Source organism: Ornithinimicrobium jinqii, from assembly GCF_045032595.1.
Taxonomy (GTDB): Bacteria; Actinomycetota; Actinomycetes; order Actinomycetales; family Dermatophilaceae; genus Ornithinicoccus.
On the sequence record NZ_JBJFZS010000004.1, the window covers coordinates 43,008 to 60,672 of the forward strand.

At 72.8% G+C, this 17,665-nt stretch carries 13 protein-coding genes; 2 read left to right on the top strand and 11 right to left on the bottom strand.

Features of this window, described 5'->3' with window-relative positions; genetic code table 11:
• Window positions 1-3: 3 nt before the first annotated feature.
• Window positions 4-465, top strand: coding sequence for an alternative ribosome rescue aminoacyl-tRNA hydrolase ArfB (arfB, locus tag ACI3ET_RS01455; protein ID WP_405031169.1), 462 nt, complete (start codon window positions 4-6; stop codon window positions 463-465).
• A 164-nt stretch (window positions 466-629) separates the two neighbouring features.
• Here the strand turns inward: arfB and ACI3ET_RS01460 are convergent, their stop codons facing one another.
• From ACI3ET_RS01460 to ACI3ET_RS01485, 6 genes are all read right to left on the bottom strand, one after another.
• Entirely contained in the window at window positions 630-1,127 is a 498-nt protein-coding gene (locus tag ACI3ET_RS01460) for a GNAT family N-acetyltransferase (protein ID WP_405031170.1), read from the bottom strand.
• Between the two features lie 71 nt (window positions 1,128-1,198).
• Window positions 1,199-2,926, bottom strand: coding sequence for an RNA polymerase sigma factor (locus ACI3ET_RS01465; protein ID WP_405031171.1), 1,728 nt, complete (start codon window positions 2,924-2,926; stop codon window positions 1,199-1,201).
• Window positions 2,927-3,110: 184 nt separating this feature from the next.
• Window positions 3,111-3,518 carry a universal stress protein gene (locus ACI3ET_RS01470; RefSeq protein WP_405031172.1) on the bottom strand — a complete coding sequence of 136 codons (408 nt, stop codon included), beginning with the start codon at window positions 3,516-3,518 and terminating at the stop codon, window positions 3,111-3,113.
• A gap of 136 nt (window positions 3,519-3,654) precedes the next feature.
• Window positions 3,655-4,836 (bottom strand): DUF4192 domain-containing protein, encoded by a 1,182-nt coding sequence (locus tag ACI3ET_RS01475; RefSeq protein ID WP_405031173.1) that lies wholly within the window; start codon window positions 4,834-4,836, stop codon window positions 3,655-3,657.
• 86 nt (window positions 4,837-4,922) lie between these two features.
• Window positions 4,923-5,648, bottom strand: coding sequence for an EcsC family protein (locus tag ACI3ET_RS01480; RefSeq protein WP_405031174.1), 726 nt, complete (start codon window positions 5,646-5,648; stop codon window positions 4,923-4,925).
• Window positions 5,649-5,726: 78 nt separating this feature from the next.
• On the bottom strand, window positions 5,727-6,665 hold the full coding sequence (locus ACI3ET_RS01485) for a PAC2 family protein (RefSeq protein WP_405031175.1): 939 nt from the start codon (window positions 6,663-6,665) through the stop codon (window positions 5,727-5,729).
• Window positions 6,666-6,759: 94 nt separating this feature from the next.
• Here ACI3ET_RS01485 and ACI3ET_RS01490 point away from each other — a divergent pair, with 94 nt between their 5' ends.
• Window positions 6,760-8,928, top strand: a complete 2,169-nt coding sequence (locus ACI3ET_RS01490) for a S9 family peptidase (protein ID WP_405031176.1) — start codon at window positions 6,760-6,762, stop codon at window positions 8,926-8,928.
• Between the two features lie 46 nt (window positions 8,929-8,974).
• On the opposite strand, the gene ACI3ET_RS01495 is transcribed toward ACI3ET_RS01490, so the two are convergent.
• The 5 genes from ACI3ET_RS01495 to hrpA form a co-directional block, all read right to left on the bottom strand.
• The gene (locus tag ACI3ET_RS01495; protein WP_405031177.1) at window positions 8,975-11,137 is read right to left on the bottom strand and encodes a multicopper oxidase domain-containing protein; all 2,163 of its coding nucleotides are present in this window, start codon (window positions 11,135-11,137) and stop codon (window positions 8,975-8,977) included.
• Window positions 11,138-11,269: 132 nt separating this feature from the next.
• Entirely contained in the window at window positions 11,270-12,244 is a 975-nt protein-coding gene (gene coaE / locus ACI3ET_RS01500; protein WP_405031178.1) for a dephospho-CoA kinase, read from the bottom strand.
• A gap of 3 nt (window positions 12,245-12,247) precedes the next feature.
• Entirely contained in the window at window positions 12,248-12,934 is a 687-nt protein-coding gene (locus ACI3ET_RS01505) for a VOC family protein (protein WP_405031179.1), read from the bottom strand.
• A gap of 5 nt (window positions 12,935-12,939) precedes the next feature.
• On the bottom strand, window positions 12,940-13,452 hold the full coding sequence (locus ACI3ET_RS01510) for a DUF421 domain-containing protein (RefSeq protein WP_405031180.1): 513 nt from the start codon (window positions 13,450-13,452) through the stop codon (window positions 12,940-12,942).
• A 52-nt stretch (window positions 13,453-13,504) separates the two neighbouring features.
• Window positions 13,505-17,641 carry an ATP-dependent RNA helicase HrpA gene (gene hrpA / locus ACI3ET_RS01515; RefSeq protein ID WP_463671526.1) on the bottom strand — a complete coding sequence of 1,379 codons (4,137 nt, stop codon included), beginning with the start codon at window positions 17,639-17,641 and terminating at the stop codon, window positions 13,505-13,507.
• Window positions 17,642-17,665: the final 24 nt, after the last annotated feature.

The window sequence follows — 17,665 nt, forward strand, 5'->3', positions numbered from 1 at the left end:
GACGTGCCCGACGCCGCCGACCTCGACCTCGTGGTGCCGCCCGGACCTGGGCTGCGCCACGGGCTGGTCGTGCCCGCGAGCGAGCTGGACGAGCGGTTCACACGAGCGAGCGGGCCGGGCGGTCAGGGCGTCAACACCACGGACAGCCGGGTCGAGCTGTGGTGGGACCCGGCGACGTCGAGCGTGCTGACCCCCGCGCAGCGCGAGCGCGTGACGGCGCTCCTCGAGGGGTCCCTTGTCGGCGGTCGCGTGCGGGTGGTCGCCGCGGAGCACCGGTCCCAGCGGCGCAACCGCAGGGCTGCTCGCGAGCGCCTCGCGACCCTGCTGCGCGAGGCGCTCGCGCCCCCGCCTCCACCGCGCCGCGCGACCCGCCCCACCCGGGGCTCGCAGCGGCGACGGCTGGACGCCAAGAGTCGGCGCTCGCAGATCAAGGCCCGCCGTGGGCGTCCGGGGAGCGCCGACTAGCTCATCGCTCGGGGGTGGTGCGGACGCCGTTGTCCCCGGCCGGACGGTGCGGCGGTGCTGACGCCGTTGTCCCCGGGACTACCCGGCAGAAGTCGTTCTTCCCCACGGAAATATCCACCGGGAAGAACGCTTTCTGCCGGTCAGTGGCGGGCTGGCACCGGACATCACAACGGTCGGGCCATCTCCAGGTCGCGGACCCCGGGCTGGTGCGGGTGCGGCAGGGACTCGCCGGTCAGCACGTATCCGTGCCGCTCGTAGACCCGCTGCGCGGCCAGGTTGCGCTCGTTGACCTGCAGCACCATCCGCCGGGCACCGAGCCCGTCGCGGGCGAGGTCGTGGGCAGCCCCGAGGAGGGCGTCGACAACTCCCCGGCGCCGGGCTGCGGGGATGACGTAGACCGCGACGACCAGGGCGTCACCGTCCTCGGGCTGGAGCCCGAGGACCGGGCCGGCGTCCGGGGTGAGCACCGTCAGCGTCCCCAGCGGAGCTCCGTCGCCGTCGCGCGCCTGCAGCGTGCGGTCGGTCGAGCGGCGACGCCACTGCGCCTCGGAAAGACGCTCGACGTCGGCCAGCGTCGTCCAGAACGCCTCGGGAGCGTCGGTGAGCATGGCGACGCGCAGTGCGGCGTAGCTCCGCCAGTCGTCCGGCCCGAGCCGGACCACGTGCAGACCCGGCGGTGGTGGGCGCCGGGGCCTCCCCGCCTGAGGTGACTCGGACGGCATACCTGACCGGGTCAGTCGAGGTAGTCGCGGAGCACCTGGGAGCGTGACGGGTGGCGCAGCTTGCTCATCGTCTTGGACTCGATCTGGCGGATGCGCTCGCGCGTCACGCCGTAGACCTTGCCGATCTCGTCCAGCGTCTTGGGCTGGCCGTCGGAGAGGCCGAAACGCATCGAGACCACGCCGGCCTCGCGCTCGGAGAGCGTGTCGAGTACCGAGTGCAGCTGCTCCTGCAGGAGCGTGAACGACACCGCGTCGGCCGGGACGACCGCCTCGGAGTCCTCGATGAGGTCACCGAACTCGCTGTCGCCGTCCTCGCCCAGGGGGGTGTGGAGGGAGATGGGCTCGCGACCGTACTTCTGGACCTCGACGACCTTCTCCGGGGTCATGTCCAGCTCGGCGGCCAGCTCCTCCGGGGTGGGCTCGCGGCCCAGGTCCTGGAGCATCTGGCGCTGCACACGGGCGAGCTTGTTGATGACCTCGACCATGTGCACCGGAATGCGGATGGTGCGGGCCTGGTCGGCCATCGCGCGGGTGATGGCCTGGCGGATCCACCAGGTGGCGTAGGTCGAGAACTTGTAGCCCTTGGTGTAGTCGAACTTCTCCACCGCACGGATCAGACCGAGGTTGCCCTCCTGGATGAGGTCCAGGAACAGCATGCCGCGGCCGGTGTAGCGCTTGGCCAGCGAGACCACGAGCCGCAGGTTGGCCTCGAGCAGGTGGTTCTTGGCGTTCTTGCCGTCGTTGGAGATCCACCACAGCTCGCGCTTCATCTTGGCGTCGACCTTCTCGCCGGAGTTGAGCTTCTCCTCGGCGAACAGGCCGGCCTCGATGCGTTTGGCGAGCTCGACCTCCTGCTCGGCGTTGAGGAGGGCGACCTTGCCGATCTGCTTGAGGTAGTCCTTGACCGGGTCGGCCGTGGCGCCGGCGGTGACGACCTGCTGGGCCGGGGCGTCGTCGTCGTCCGCGGTGGAGACGATGAACGAGTCGTCGTTGGCCTTGACGACCGGCTTGGCGGGGGCGTTCTCGTCGTCGTCGTCGTCCTCGGCGGCGTCGGCCGTCGTGTCGGCCGCGGCCCCGGGCGCTGCGGCCGCGGTCACGACGTCGGTGTCCTTGCCGTCGGCGGCCTTGAGCTCGGTCGCGTCGGGGTCGACCTCGAGATCCGCGTCGGGACCGTCGGTCGCGTCCTTGGGAGCGGCGGTCTTCTTGGCGGCCGTCTTACGGGCGGCGCGCTTGCGCGGGGCCGGGGCCTCGCTGGTGGCGGGCGTGGCGTCGCCACCGGCCGCTGCCTCCGCGGCGGCGGCGGTGGTCGACGCCTTCGCGGCAGCCTTCTTGGCCGTGGTCTTCGCGGCGGTGGTCTTGGCCGCGGTGGTCTTGGCCGCGGTCGTCTTGGCCGCGGCGGTCTTCGCCTCGGACGTCTTCGCTGCCGGGGTCGTGGCAGCGGTCGCCTTCGCAGCAGTGGTCTTGTTCGTCGCGGTCTTCGTGGCCGCGGTGCTCTTGCGCGCCGGCGTCTGGGCGGTGCCGTCGTCACGCACCTCGATCGCCTGGTCGCTGAAGACGCGCAGCACCTTCTTCTGGGCGGCGGCCGTCGTGACCTCGGCGGCCGAGAGTGCGTCCCGGACCTGCGACATCCCGACGTGACCGTCCTGGGCACCCTGCGCCAGCAACGACTTCAGAGCGGTGTGCTCGAAGACGGCGGGGAGCTCGGTGGGGGCGGGCGTACGGGTGGTCTTGGCTGTCACGGAGGGTCCAACTCATTTCTCGTGGTGGTGGGCCTGGGCCGCGCAGTGCGGAGTCGTCGGTCGCGTTCGAGGGAGGGCGCTTGGTGCCGGCAACGGCAGGTGACCCTCGACAGTATAAAACGTCGAGGGCCACCGAAGTATGCCGAGGCTCGCCGAGCACCCCTCTCGGGTCCCGGGGTCGGGGTCAGTCGTCGTCGCCGGCCTTGACCGCGAGGACGGGGCAGGTGGCCTCCAGCAGGATGCGCTGGGCGTTGGAGCCCAGGATCAGCTTGCCGATCGGGGTGCGCCGACGCAGCCCGATGACGATGACCTCGCCGTCGCTCTCCTGGGCCACCTCGACGAGGTCCTCGGCCGGCTCGTTGCCGCGGACCAGGGCCCGCACCTCGTGCTCGATGCCGGCCTCGTCCAGCGCCCCCTCCACGTTGGCCAGCTCGTCCTCGAAGCGCTGGGCCTCCTCGGCGTCGAAGTCACGGCCCCCGCGGTGGGAGTTGACGACGATGAGCTTGGTCTTGCGCAGCAGGGCCTCGGCCCTGGCCGCACGCAGGGCTGCGCGGCCCTCTCGAGTGGGAATGTAGCCGACGATGATCGACATTGAACGCCTCCTCCTAGGTGATCCTGTCTGGGAGGCTACACCCCGCCCCGACCGCCCCCGCCTGCGGCTGGACCGTGCCCGGGCCCCTCGGCCGGACCGCGTCCAGACCCTCGGCCGGACGCCCCCGGGGCCGTTCTCAGGCAGCCCCGTCGGCGACCTCGTCGAGGTTGTCCCCGGTGCTCGCCGCGGCGCGGGCCACCGCGGCCTCGGCCGCCCATGGCGGCAGTCCGTGGGCGAGGACAGCCTGCAGCAGGGTCGCCATCCGGTAGCCCGGCTCCACCTCCAGCGCGACGTCGACGGCCTCGTTCGCCACCGTCCCCTCACCCACCGACCAGGCGAGGAAGCCGGCGACCGTGTAGAGCGGTGCGGTGAGCTCCGCGGGCACCTTGGCGCAGAGCGCGAGGAGGCGGTCGAGCGCGCCCTCGTGCGGGTCGCGCAGCGGCGGGACGGCTCGGCGCACCTCCTCGGCCTCCTGCGGGCTGAGGATGTCCTCGAGCTGGAAGAGCCGCGGCGACCAGGACGCGAGGACGGCGTCCCGCAGCCACCGGTCCTGCAGTGCCAGCGCCAGCTGGGCCCGCTGATGGGCGGTCGGCTCCGGCGTGCCGTGGACCACCCAGCTCCCGAGCGCCTCGAGTCCGACGACGGGTCGGCACCGGTCGGGGTCGAGCGCGAGGACGTCAATTGCCAGCGAGGTCGCTGCAGACGCGCGCTCGTCGCGCCGCCGGACGGCGGCGGCCACGTCCTCCCGGCTGGCCGCCGCCCCACGCCCGCGCAGCACGAGGTCCGCGACGGCGGGCACGTCGGCGGCCGACGGCACCTTCGACCAGTCGGACGTCAGGCCGCACGTCAGGGCGGCCGTGACCTCGTCGTCGTCGAGGACCCGCTCCTCGCGCTCGACGACCGCCAGGTAGCGGTCGCCGCTGACGAGAAGGAGGTCGTGCAGCCGCAGACGCCCGTCGACGTCGACCAGCCGGTGGACCGCCTCGACGACGTCGACCGCGACGGGCGGGTCGGCGTCGAAGACGAAGGCGTGGACGAGCAGGTCGCCGCGGGAGCGGGCGCCCGCCCGGCCGACCGGGCCGGCCAGGTCGTGGGCCAGGCGCCCGGCGTGACCGGCCGGGGGCAGGTCGAGCCGGACGGTCATCTGGACCTCGGCACGCACGGGCCCACCCCCGGACCGCGATGGAGGCTGGTCGCCGACCGCCGAGACGACGAGGACGAGGGACCGGGAGGGGTGGTAGCCGATGAGGTGGGGCAGACCGGCCAGCACGTGCGCGGCACCTGCGAGGACGGGCATCGAGGACTGTGGTTTCTCCATACCCCTCACAGTGCCGAAGACGGGCCCGCTCGCGCGGACCCGTCCTGGGATCTGTGGATAACTCCGGGCCCTTCGGCCCGCCGGGGTCAGTCGACCGCGGTGTCCTCCAGCGCCCGCCCGGTGGAGGACAGGGGGGTGAACTCCGCGCGGGCATGGTCGCCGAGACGCTTCATGAGCACGCCGTCCAGGCCCGCCCCGACGATCCCGCCGGCCAGCGGCACGAAGCGGACGAACCGGCTCAGCGCCTTGCTGCCCATCGTGGTCAGGAGGCGGAAGCCGACCGCCTTGTTGATCATCATCGCGGCGGCCTTGGGCATCCGGGAGGTGGCGAGGCGCGCGAGGCGTCCCGACCCCGACATGCCGGAGACCACGTTGAGGCCGGCCTTCTGGAGCAGGTCGTCCGCGTCGCCGCCCACCAGGGCCAGGAGGACCGCCGTGCGCGTGCCCGGCTCGGTCACGTCGTAGCCGCGCAGCTCGGCGATGGCCGCGTCCATGCGGGTGGCGAGGGTGTAGAAACCGACCACGTTGGCGGGCAACGAGACCGGCATCGTCACCAGACCGCCGACGCCGGTGACGAAGCCGACCACGCCGGCCTTCTTCACGTGGTCGGAGATGACCTCCGAGACCGCCTTCTCGACGTTGCCGCCGTGCTTGCGCAGGGCGTCGGCGGCGATGCGCGAGGACGGGGTGAGCGGGCCGACGCCGTCGATGCCGGCGTCGACGATCCGGCCGACGAAGGCGTTGGCGAGCTTGTCGAGCGGACCGTCTGGCTCGGTCTCGGGGGTGTCGTCTCTGGAGCCAAAAAGACCCACGGGGTGTCCTCCTCGGTACGGAAAGTGTCGGCTCATGGTCCCACGGGGCGACCAGGGTTTCGCGTCGTAGCCGCTCGCTCAGGCGGGGTCGCCCTCGTCGGGGGCGGGGCCGGCGACGTCGGGGTCCTGGAGGAAGGCCTCGAGCTGGGCGCCGATCTCGTCGGCGCTGGGCAGCTTGGCGGCCTCTGCGGCAAGGAGGCTGCGGCGGCGCTGGCCCTCGACGAAGTGGTCGTAGCGCTCCTCGAGGGTGTCGACGACCTCCTTGGCCTCGGGGTTCTGCTCCAGCTCCGTCTCGATCCGGGCGCGGGTGAGGCCGGCCATCGCGATGAGGTCGGTCGTCGGCAGCACCAGGCCGGTGAGGTCCATCACAGCGTCGATCGCGGCCACCGAGGCGTCCCCGAACTGCGTCTCGGCGAGGTAGTGCGGGACGTGGACCGCCACGCCGAAGGTCGTCAGGCCGGCCTCGGCGAGGCGCAGCTGCAGCAGGGCCTCGGCGCTGGCGGGGACCTTGACGGTGCCGAAGACGGGCGTATGGTCTCCCAGCAGCGAGGGGTCGCTGCAGTAGCGGGTCATCCCCACCGGGCGGGTGTGCGGGACCGCCATGGGTATGCCGTGCGCGCTCACCACGCGCCGGACCCCGAACGCCAGGCCCAGCTGCCGCACAGCGTCGATGAACGCCTCCCAGCGGAAGTCCGGCTCGTCGCCGTGCAGGAGCAGGAACGGCTCACCCGCGGCGTCGACCACCCGGTAGAGGACCAGCGAGGGGTCGTCGTAGTCCGCGTAGTGGTCGCCCTCGAAGGTCATGAGCGGACGGCGGGAGCGGTAGTCGACGAGCTCGTCGACCTCGAAGCTGGCCACCACCTCGTGCTCCAGGTGCTCCAGCAGGTGCTCGGCCAGGGTGGTGCGGACCTGGCCCGCGTCGAGGAAGCCGTCGAGGGACACCCAGAGCAGCGGCGCAGGCTGGGGCTGCCGCGCGGAGTCGGTCTCCAGGCGGAACAGGGGTGAGTGCGTCGTCACGGTGCGTTCTCCAATCGTCTGCCGGTGCAACATCCTGCCCGTGCCGGGGATTCCGGTCGCGCCTTCGTCGGAGGTGAATGGTAGGCATGGGGTCATGACCGCACCCGCCTCCGTCTTCCACGACCTGTCCCACTACGTCGCCGTGCCACGCCTCTCGGGCCTGGCGATGTCTCCTGACGGCACCCGCCTGGTCACCACGGTGGCCACGCTCAACCGCAAGGGCACCGGCTACGCCTCCGCCCTGTGGGAGGTCGACCCCACGGGCGAGGAGCCCGCCCTGCGCCTGACCCGCAGCACCAAGGGCGAGTCGGGCGCCGCCTTCTCCGCCACCGGCGACCTCTACTTCACCTCGGCCCGCCCCGACCCCGACTCCGACGAGGAGGAGGCCCACCCCGCGCTGTGGCTGATCCCGGCGCGCGGGGGCGAGGCGCGCGTCGTGCTCAACAGGCCGGGGGGCGTCCTGAGCGTGGCCTGCGCCCAGCGCGCCGACCGGGTGCTCGTCACCGCCGAGGTGCTGCCCGGTGCGGGCGACGAGGAGCAGCACGCCGCGCTCGCCAAGGCCCGCAAGGACGGTGGCGTCGACGCCATCCTGCACAGCGGCTACCCCGTCCGCTACTGGGACCACGACCTCGGGCCGCACCGGCCGCAGGTCTTCGCCGTGGAGCGCGGCACCGGCGTCGACGACGCGGTGAGCAGGTCGGCGGCCGAGGAGGAGGCCCGCCAGGAGCAGGCCCCCGGGGAGGACGAGGCGCAGGCACCGCTGCCCGGCACCGTCGACCGCTCGCCGCAGATGCGGCTGCGCCTGCTCACCCGCGACCTGGCCGCCCCGCTGCACGAGCCGCACCCCGTCCTGTCCCCCGACGGGACGTTCGCCCTGCTCAGCGTCCCGGTGCCGCAGCCGAGGGCCGACCTGCGCTCCGCACTGGTGCGCATCGACGTCGCCAGCGGCGCACGGCATACCCTCCTGGACCGGGACGGCCTCGAGGTCTCGGCCGGCCCGGTCAGCCCCGACGGCAGCCGCGCGGTCGTCACGGTCGACCGGGTGACCACCCCCACCGACCCGCCCCGCCCCCGTCTCTCGCTCGTCGACACCACGACGGGTGAGGAGACGCCGCTGGCGCACGACTGGGACCGCTGGGCCCAGCCCGTGGCCTGGACCCCCGACGGCAGGGCGGTGCTCGTGCTCGCCGACGACCAGGGTCGGTGCCCCGTCTTCCGCATCGACGTCGCCACCGGCGAGGTCACCCAGGTCACGCACGACGACGCGGCGTGGAGCGACCTGGTCGTCCACCCCGACGGCGAGGTCGCCTACGGCGTGCGCAGCTCCTACCTCTACCCGCCGGAGGTCGTCCGCCTCGACCTCGCGACGGGCGAGGTCGCCCAGCTGCCCGGTCCGGTCGAGCGCCCGACCGTCCCCGGTCGCCTCGAGGAGGTCGAGACCACGACGGAGGACGGCACCCGCGTGCGCGGCTGGCTGGCGCTGCCGCAGGACCGCGCGGCCGGCGGCCACCCCCTGCTCCTGTGGATCCACGGCGGCCCGCTCGGCTCCTGGAACGCGTGGACGTGGCGGTGGAACCCGTGGCTGATGGTCGCCCAGGGGTATGCCGTGCTGCTGCCGGACCCCGCGCTGTCCACCGGCTACGGCCAGGACTTCATCCAGCGCGGCTGGGGCGCGTGGGGCGACGCGCCCTACACCGACCTGCTGGCGATCACCGACGCGGTGGTCGCCCGAGAGGACGTCGACGGCGAGCGGGCCGCGGCGATGGGTGGCTCGTTCGGCGGCTACATGGCCAACTGGGTGGCAGGTCACACCGACCGCTTCAAGGCCATCGTCACCCACGCGTCGCTGTGGGCCCTCGACGGGTTCGGCCCCACGACCGACGCGTCCTACTACTGGCAGCGCGAGATGACGCCGGAGATGGGCGAGAAGCACAGCCCGCACCGCTTCGTCGAGGACATCGTCACGCCGATGCTCGTCATCCACGGCGACAAGGACTACCGCGTGCCGATCGGCGAGGGCCTGCGCCTGTGGTACGAGCTGCTCTCGCGCTCCGGGCTGCCCGCGGCGGAGGACGGCTCGACGGTCCACCGGTTCCTCTACTTCCCGCACGAGAACCACTGGATCCTGGCCCCGCAGCACGCCAAGGTCTGGTATGCCGTGGTCGGTGCCTTCCTCGCCGAGCACGTGCTCGGCCAGGAGCCGCCGGCACTGCCGCAGGAGCTCGGTCTCGTCGCGCCGGAGAAGGGAGCGTCGAAGGAGTAGGCGCGGCGAGGACGAGGCGGGGGCAGCTCCGTCGGCGCGGGCCGCGTCAGTGGTCCTGCGGCCCGTCCTCCGGCTGGCCGTCCTGCACCGGCCCGACGCGGTAGGGCCGCATCATCTCGTTGTCCTCGTGCTCCAGCACGTGGCAGTGCCAGACGAACTGGCCCGGGTTGTGGAAGGTCATGCGGACGCTCGTCACGGTCCCGGGGTAGGAGATGACCGTGTCCTTCAGGCCCCGGTCGCCGGCAGGGACGGGGCCGAGGGACTCCTCCACCCCCACGACATACGTGTCCCCACCGTCCTCCTCGGTCTGGATGTGCCGTCGGTCGAGCACCTCGAAGGGCGTCTCGTGCACGTGCACGGGATGGGCGTCACCGGTCAGGTTGTAGAACTGCCAGACCTCGGTGTCACCCACGCCGGGGTTCTCGGTGACGGGGTCCGCCCAGGTCTTCGCGACGGCCTTCCCCCTGCTCCCGGTCTCCGTCGGCTCGCGCTCGAGCACGCCCAGGAGTGCGGCCGTCGGCGCCTCTTCGACCCCCGGGTCGCTCGTGTGCATGTGCTCGAGCAGCGCGAGGTGGCGGGTGCGCACCGCCTTCGGCGTGGGCGGGGGCGCCGGCAGCACGAGGTGCTCGGGCGGGGTGGTCCGGTCGCGACCCCGTGCCCGCACGACGCGGAAGGCCATCACGCGGCCGGTCGTCGCGGCGTGGGCCGGGACGAAGTTGACCCCGGGCTCCCCACCGCCGTAGGGCTCGTCCGGTCCGAGGTTGGCCAGCACGTGCTCCCCGAGCGGCACGTCGGTGAAGTCGACGACGACGTCGGCGCGCTCGGCCGGTGCGAGCAGGAGCTGCAGGCCGTCAGGGGCCAGGTCGTGCGGTGCCGGGAGGAAGCCGCCGTCGTTGCCGATCCGGTGGGCGCGGACCTTCGGGATGTCATTGAGGTCGAGGATGAGGAAGCGGGAGCCGCAGCCGTTGAGGAACCGCAGCCGGTAGCGCCGCTGCTCCACCTCCAGGAACGGCCAGGTCTGGCCGTTCACGATGATCGTGCTGCCGAAGAACTCCGGGTTCCACACCGGTGCGACCTCGGTCTTGGGCACGTAGGGACCCTCGTAGCTGTCGAAGAAGGCCCGCGTGTCCGGGTAGAAGAGGGAGCCGTCGGCGTTGAACGAACGGTCCTGGATCGCCAGCGGGATCTCGTAGGTGGGCTTCTTGCCCCTGCCCGGCGCCCCTCCGGGTGCGGGCGCCGGCAGCACTGCTCGCTTGCCGGAGCGGGCGTCGAGGACGTGGTCCTCCCCGTGCTCGCCGCCGCGCAGCAGGTAGAAGCCGGCCGGTCCGGCGTAGACGTTGAGCCGGGTGATGCCCAGCGTGTGATCGTGGTACCAGAGGGTGGAGTCGTTGTTGTCGTTCGGGTAGTAGGCGACCTGCTCACCGGTCCCCCAGCCGACCCCGTAGACCGCCTCGGACTTCTGCCTGAAGAAGTCGTACCAGGTGCCGGAGGGCGCGTAGCCGGCCGGGATGTCCGTCGCGTCGGGCAGGAACCACGCCTCGGGGTAGCCGTCGGACTCGTCGCCCATCCCCATCGCGCCGTGCAGGTGGACGACCATCGGGACCGGACCTTGGTAGGTCGTGTACTGGTTGGCCGGGTCGGTGAAACCTTCCGGCGGGACGTAGGTCAGGTCGGTGAAGTCGGGCCGGATGTCGGTGCGCCCCATGCCGCCCTGACCGGGACGGAGGTCCGGGTTGGCCCAGTGGAGGGTGGGGTCGACGGGCAGCAGGTGCGGCAGGTAACCGCCGTCCGCGTCGACGAGCTCGTTGACCCAGCGGACGCGCACGGGGACGCCGTGCTCGGCCTCGATCGTCATCGACGGGGCGCTGTGGCCCTGGCGTCCCGCGCCGCCGCCGACCGGGCCGTATCCCCAGACGGTGGTGGCCGGGTGTCCCGCCGGGAGCATCTGCTGGCTGAACTGCCGCACGGAGATGTCGTAGTGGTCGACCGGTCCGAGGGCGCCCGTGCCACGCCCGCCGGTGCGGCGGCTGCGCGGCATCGTGGGCGGCACGAGGAGCGGGCTGACGAACTTCGGGATCGCGCCGGCGGTCAGGGTCCCGCCCGGCACTTCCGCCAGGGCGACTCGGGCCCCCGTCCTCGGGTCGACGAGGAAGAGCGTCAGCGCTCCACCTGCGGTGTAGGTCAGGAACGAACGCCTCGACAGCTTCATGATGGTGTCTCATCTCACGGCAGGACGATGTGGGGTCCCGAGGCCGACGAGGACGCCCCAGACATCTTCGTCAGGCTCCGATGGCGGTCACACTACTCCCGGTCGTAGCAGCGCGCCAGAGCTGCGCGCAGGTCAGTTTCCCACGTGGGCCAGGACGACCCGGGCAGGGTCCGCACCGGCCAGCAGGCCCCCGGTCGTGGTGCCGCGGAGGTCGTCCGGGACCACGACGAACCCCACCCGCGCGAGCCGGTCCCGCACCTCCCGACCGGACGTGTCGCGCGACGCTCCGGAGGCCGACCGGACGCGTCGCGTGGCGTCGGGACCGGTCGTCTGCACGTCCAGGTGGATCTCGTGCTGGCTCCCTGATGCGTCCGCCCGCACCTGGACCGAGGTGGTCAGGTCACCCAGCGCTCCGCGGAGTCGCGAGACGATCCGGGCCAGCGTCGCCACCGACGGGTGCTCGGGCGAGGTGACGGTCGCGGTCGTGGTCCACCGACCGGCGCGGAGGTTCTCCTCGAAGGGCACGAGACGGGCACCCCATACCTCCTCGACGAGGTGGTGGAGGTCCTCGACGGTGCCGGTGTTCGGCAGGAGCACGTCCGCGGCGGCCCGGCGCTGCTGGTCGTCGGCCTGGGCGTCGATCCGTCGACGCACCTCGGTCTCGTCCATGCCGCGCAGCTCGACGAGGCGCCGGAGCCGGACCTCGGCCGGCACGTCCACGACGAGCGTGAGCGCATAGTCGGCGGCCCGGTCGAGCTCGACGAGCAGGGGTATGTCGTGCACGACCACCGCGTCCGCGGGCGCGGCGTCGACCAGCTCACGGGTGCGGTCGGCGATGCGGGGGTGGGTGATCTGCTCGAGGTCGCGACGGGCCTGCTCGTCGCCGAAGACGATGCGGCCCAGAGCTTGCCGGTCGAGTGCACCGTCAGCGGTCAGGACCCCAGGACCGAAGCGGCTGGTGACGTCGGAGAGGGCAGGCGTGCCGGGCTCGACCACCTCGCGGGCGAGGGCGTCGGCGTCCACGACGACGGCGCCGAGCTCCGCCAGGCGCGCCGAGGCGGTGGACTTCCCCGACCCGATGCCGCCGGAGAGCCCGACCCAGAGCACGCGTCAGGCCTCGTCGCCGTGGCCGCGCCCCTGCCAGGTGCAGACGCAGACCTCGTTGCCCTCGGCGTCCGCGAGGACCCACCAGGCGGGGGCGTGCCCGTCGGTGACCAGCCGACCGCCGGCCGCGAGGGCGGCGGCCACCCGCTCCTCGGCGACGTCGTGCGGCACCGTCAGGTCCAGGTGGAAGCGGTTGCGCCCGGTCCGCGGCTCGTCCATCTGCTGGAGCCAGAGCGCGGCGTGCCGGCCGGCGGGGTCGACGAAGGTGGCGGTGCCCTCCACGGCATACCCGAGGACGGCGGTCCAGAAGGGGGCGACGGACTCCCCCACCATGACGTCGAGACCGATCTCGAGGGCGCTGAGCGCGTGCGGGGCGGGCGTGAGGCCGAGCTCGGTGGCGATCCCGCTGATCGCGGTGGCGAGGCGACGGTCGCGACCGGTGAGGCGTCCGACGTCGTGGCTGACCGTGGTGACCGTGACGTGCGGGTAGCGCAGGTCGACGTCCGGGTGGTGGTCGATCTCGTCGGCGACGGCGGCGACCCGGGAGACGAACTCTGCCCCTGCGGTGAAGCCTCCGGTCTGCCACCGGGCGCTCAGCCGTCCGAGCAGGACGCGCCAGTCCGCGAGCGCGGGGTCGGCGGAGAGCTCGGCCTCCGTGGGGTCCTGCTGGGCGGGGTCCGGCGGCACGGTCATGCTCGTCACTCTGGCACAGCGGTGCCGTCGGGACGTCGTGGACGCAGGGACCGAGGGACGTCGGTCAGGATGCTCAGGGAGCCGTCGGTCTCGAGGACGACCGCCGAGACCTCGTGGAGGTCCGCGCGCCCCTGCGCCCGCGCGACCTGCCGGATCTCGTCCTCCGTGATCCGGGCCCGGCGCATCGCACCGTGCACGAAGTCGCCGCGGTAGACCAGCGCCGGCTCCGACTTCACCAGCCGCTCGACCGTGCGGCTGCGGACCGTCAGCGAGGCGACGACGTACTGCAGGACCACCAGCAGCGCCATGGCGACCACACCCTCGGCCAGCGCGACGTCCGCGGACAGCAGGACGGTGGCCAGCGTGGAACCCAGGGCCACGGTCACGACGAAGTCGAAGGCGTTGAGCTTGGCGAGGGTGCGCTTGCCGGAGATGCGCAGCAGCGCCACGAGCGCGACGTAGGCGCAGGTGCCCACGATCAGGACACGCGCCAGGCCGGCCCAGTCGTCGAAGAACACGAGAACTCCTGATGTCGGTGCGGATGGGTCGTCCCAGGAGGGTAGCCGTCGGTCAGAGGTCCTCGGCGCGGTCCATCGCGGCGTAGATGCGCTTGGCCGAGATCGCACCAGCGGTCCCGAGCCGCTGCGCGAAGAGGGACACCCGCAGCTCCTGGAGGGACCAGACGACGTCGAGCACGTCGGGGTCGCGGCGCCGGTGCGGCGGCAGCTTGGCCAGGAACGTCGCCAGCTCCTCCTCCACCACCCGCACCTCCTCCGTGCGCTGCCGGTCCCGGGGCAGGTCCTGCACCCCCTTGTCGAGGCGCTCGGCCATGCCGCGCAGCCAGACGACCATCCGCGGTAGTCGGGCGTGGCCGACGTCGGCGACGAATCCGGGCCGCACCAGCTGGTCGAGCTGCCGCCGCAGGTCGAGCGCCATCTCGGCGGCGGCCGGCGTGGTGAGCCGCTGAAGCCGCAGGGAGACGTCGCGGGCGGTGTCGAGGATCGGCACCAGCATCTCGACGATCTCCAGCACGCGCGGGACGCTCTGCTGCCGCACCGCCACGAGCGCCTGCTCGAACTGCGCCGGGGTGCGCACGGTGGCCCCCGGCAGCTCGGCGACGACGGAGTCGACGCCAGCGGCCAGCGCGTCCTCGAGCAGAGCGGGGACCGACCCGTGCGGGTTGTGCCCGAGCGACAGCTTCTGGGCGTTGGTGAGGAGGGCGAGCAACCGCTTCCACGGCGGGCTCGTGCCCAGCAGCAGGAGCCGACGGATGCCGCGTCGCGTCTCGCGGTCGGACTCCGACCGGGTGGCGAGGACCCGCACGTCGACGGCGGAGCCGGTGTCGACGAGCGCCGGGAACCCGTTCACGGCACGGGGTCCCACCACGCGGGAGAACTCATCCGGCAGCGGGTCCAGGTCAGGGGGCCAGCTCGTGAGCCCGGCGCGCTCGACACCCGAGGCCGCCGCGGCCATCGTCGTGCGCACGTGGCCCGCGAGCTCGCGCTGCAGCGCCGCGAGGTCCTTGCCCTCGCCGAGCACCTCGACCCGCCCGCGGTCGCGTCTGGCCCGACCGCCCCCGCCCTGCTGACGTCCCCCGCCGGCCTGGACCGACCGCTCCACCCGGAAGGTCATCCGCAGGTGGTCCGGGACACGCTCCCACTCGACGTCGTCGGCGTGCACGCGCACCAGGCCCCGCCGCGTCAGCTCCTCCGCCAGCGCCTGCGCGACGGGCAGCGCGCCCACGGTGCCGGCCTGCTGCATACCCGCCAGGGCGGCGCGCGCGTGGTCCGGCGCGGGCACGAAGTTGCGGCGCAGGTCCTTGGGCAGCGCCTTGACCAGCGCAGTCACCAGCTCCTCGTGCAGGCCCGGCACCAGCCAGTCGAAACCCTCCTCGGCGACCTGGTTGAGCACCTCGACGGGCAGGTGCACGGTCACGCCGTCGGCATCGGCGCCCGGCTCGAACTGGTAGGTGAGCGGGAAGGTCAGCTCCCCCTGCGTCCAGCTCGTCGGGAAGTCGTCCTGGCTGACCGCGGCCGCGTCGTCGGAGACGAGCAGGTCCTCGGTGAACGTCAGCAGGTCCGGGGTGTCCCGCCGCGCCGTCTTCCACCAGGTGTCGAAGTGGGTCCCGGAGACCACCTCTGCGGGGATGCGCTGGTCGTAGAACTCCACCAGCGTGTCGTCGTCGACGAGGATGTCGCGGCGCCGCGCGCGGGCCTCCAGCTGCGCCAGGTCGCGGACCAGGCGCGCGTTGGCGTGGAAGAACTCGTGCCGCGTGTCCCAGTCGCCCTCGACCAGCGCGGTGCGGATGAACAGGTCGCGGGCGGTCTCGGGGTCGATCCGACCCAGGGGCACCGGGCGCCCCGCGGCCAGGGGTATGCCGTAGAGCGTCACCCGTTCGTCGGCGACGGCCCCGCCGGCCTTGCGCGACCACCGCGGCTCGCTGTAGCTGCGCTTGACGAGGTGTGCCGCCGCCTCCTCGACCCACGCCGGGTCGACGGTCGAGTTGGTGCGCGCCCACAGGCGCGTGGTCTCGACCAGCTCGGCCGTCATCACCCAGTCGGGGTTCCGGCGGTGCAGCACCGAGCCGGGCTGGATGACGAAGCGGGCCCCGCGGGCACCGAGGTACTCCCGCTTCTCCCGCTCGTAGAGACCCACGTGCGACAGCAGCCCCGCCAGCAGCGAGCGGTGGACCTGGTCGGGGCTGGCCGGGTTCTCGTTGGACTGCAGGCCCAGCCCCTTGGCGGCCTGGCGCAGCTGGCTGTGGAGGTCCTGCCACTCCCGCACGCGCAGGTAGTGGAGGTACTCGGCCTTGCAGAGGCGGCGGAAGGCGCTGCCGGACAGCTCCTTCTGCTGCTGCTGGAGGTAGCGCCACAGGTTGAGGGTGACCAGGAAGTCGGAGTCGACGGTGTCCTTCTGGTCCTCCTTCGGGCCCTGTCCGCCCGCGCCCTGCACCCGGACCGGCGGGGTGGTTGCCGCGCCCCCGCCCGGGGCGCCACCGGCCGACCCGCCCCGGCCGGTGTCGCCCCGCGCCGCTCCCCCGACCCTGCGGAACCGCGCATGCAGCTGGTCCGCCTGGGCCTGCTGCTCCATCGGCCTTTCGCGCACGTCCTGCATCGACAGGGCGGAGGCGATGACCAGCACCTCCTTGAGCGCGCCGTGCCGCTCGGCCTCGACGAGCATCCGCGCGAGGCGCGGGTCGACGGGCAGGGCCACGATCGCGCGGCCGTAGGGCGTGAGCCGCTTGCGCGGCAGGTGCGCCGGGGCGTCGGGGTCGATCGCCTGCAGCTCGGTGAGCAGCCGCACGCCGTCCGCGATCTGTCGGGAGTCCGGGGGTTCGAGGAACGGGAACCGGGCGATCTCGCCCAGGCCGAGGTTGGTCATCTGCAGGATGACGCTGGCCAGGTTGGTCCGCAGGATCTCGGGGTCGGTGAACTCCGGCCGCGCGAGGAAGTCGTCCTCGCTGTAGAGCCGGATCGCGATGCCGTCCGCCAGGCGTCCGCAGCGTCCCGAGCGCTGGTTGGCGCTGGCCTGGCTGATCGGCTCGATCGGCAGGCGCTGCACCTTGAGCCGCTGGCTGTAGCGGCTGATCCGGGCCGTGCCCGCGTCGATGACGTAGCGGATGCCCGGCACGGTCAGCGAGGTCTCGGCGACGTTGGTGGAGACGACGATCCGCCGGCCGCCGTGCCGCGCGAAGACGCGGTGCTGCTCGGCGGCCGACAGCCGCCCGAAGAGGGGCAGCACCTCGGTGTCGGGCAGCTGCATGCCCGCGAGCGCGTCGGCGGCGTCGCGGATCTCGCGCTCCCCGGAGCAGAAGACGAGGATGTCGTGGGTGCCCTCGGTGTCGTGGGCGGAGGAGACCTCGGTCCACAGCTCTTCGACGGCCTCGCAGATGCCGGTGACCTGGTCGACCTCGACGTGCGTCGCCTCTCCCTGCTTGGTCGGCGCACCCTCCCGCTGCAGCGGTCGGTAGCGGATCTCGACCGGGAACGTCCGTCCCGACACCTCGATGACCGGCGCCGGGCTGCCGTCCTCGTCCGAGAAGTGCGCGGCGAAGCGGTGCACGTCGATGGTCGCCGAGGTGATGATCACCTTGAGGTCGGGACGCTGCGGCAGCAGCTGGCGCAGGTAGCCCAGGATGAAGTCGATGTTGAGGCTGCGCTCGTGCGCCTCGTCGATGATGAGCGTGTCGTAGCGGCGCAGCATCCGGTCGCGCTGGAGCTCGGCCAGCAGGATGCCGTCGGTCATCACCTTGAGGAGCGTGTCGGCCCGTGACACGTCGGTGAACCGCACCTGGTAGCCGACCAGGGTGCCCAGCTCGACGCCCAGCTCCTCGCTGATGCGCTCGCAGACGGCGCGGGCCGCGATCCTGCGCGGCTGGGTGTGGCCGATCATGCCTTCGACGCCGCGGCCCAGCTCGAGGCAGATCTTCGGCAGCTGGGTCGTCTTGCCCGAGCCGGTCTCGCCGGCCACGATCACGACCTGGTGGTGGCGGATCAGCTCGCGGATCTCGTCGCGCCGCTCGCTGACGGGCAGCTGGGGCGGGAAGGAGATGGAGCCCGGCGCGGGCAGCGCGGCACGGCGCGCCCCGACCTGGGCGAGGTAGCGGGTACCCCCGGCGTCCCGACGGTCACCCCCCGGCCTCCTCCTGCCACCGCCACGACTGCGGCTCGCAGGAGGGGTCGAGGACGGTTCGGGCACGCGCTCCACTCTACGAGCCGCGGTCAAGGCGGT

Excerpts from the sequence above, each read along its gene's own strand:
- ACI3ET_RS01470 (WP_405031172.1), bottom strand. The coding sequence starts at position 3,518 with ATGTCGATCATCGTCGGCTACATTCCCACTCGAGAGGGCCGCGCAGCC.
- ACI3ET_RS01495 (WP_405031177.1), bottom strand. The coding sequence starts at position 11,137 with ATGAAGCTGTCGAGGCGTTCGTTCCTGACCTACACCGCAGGTGGAGCG.
- ACI3ET_RS01505 (WP_405031179.1), bottom strand. The coding sequence starts at position 12,934 with ATGACCGTGCCGCCGGACCCCGCCCAGCAGGACCCCACGGAGGCCGAG.
- ACI3ET_RS01490 (WP_405031176.1), top strand. The coding sequence starts at position 6,760 with ATGACCGCACCCGCCTCCGTCTTCCACGACCTGTCCCACTACGTCGCC.
- ACI3ET_RS01475 (WP_405031173.1), bottom strand. The coding sequence starts at position 4,836 with ATGGAGAAACCACAGTCCTCGATGCCCGTCCTCGCAGGTGCCGCGCAC.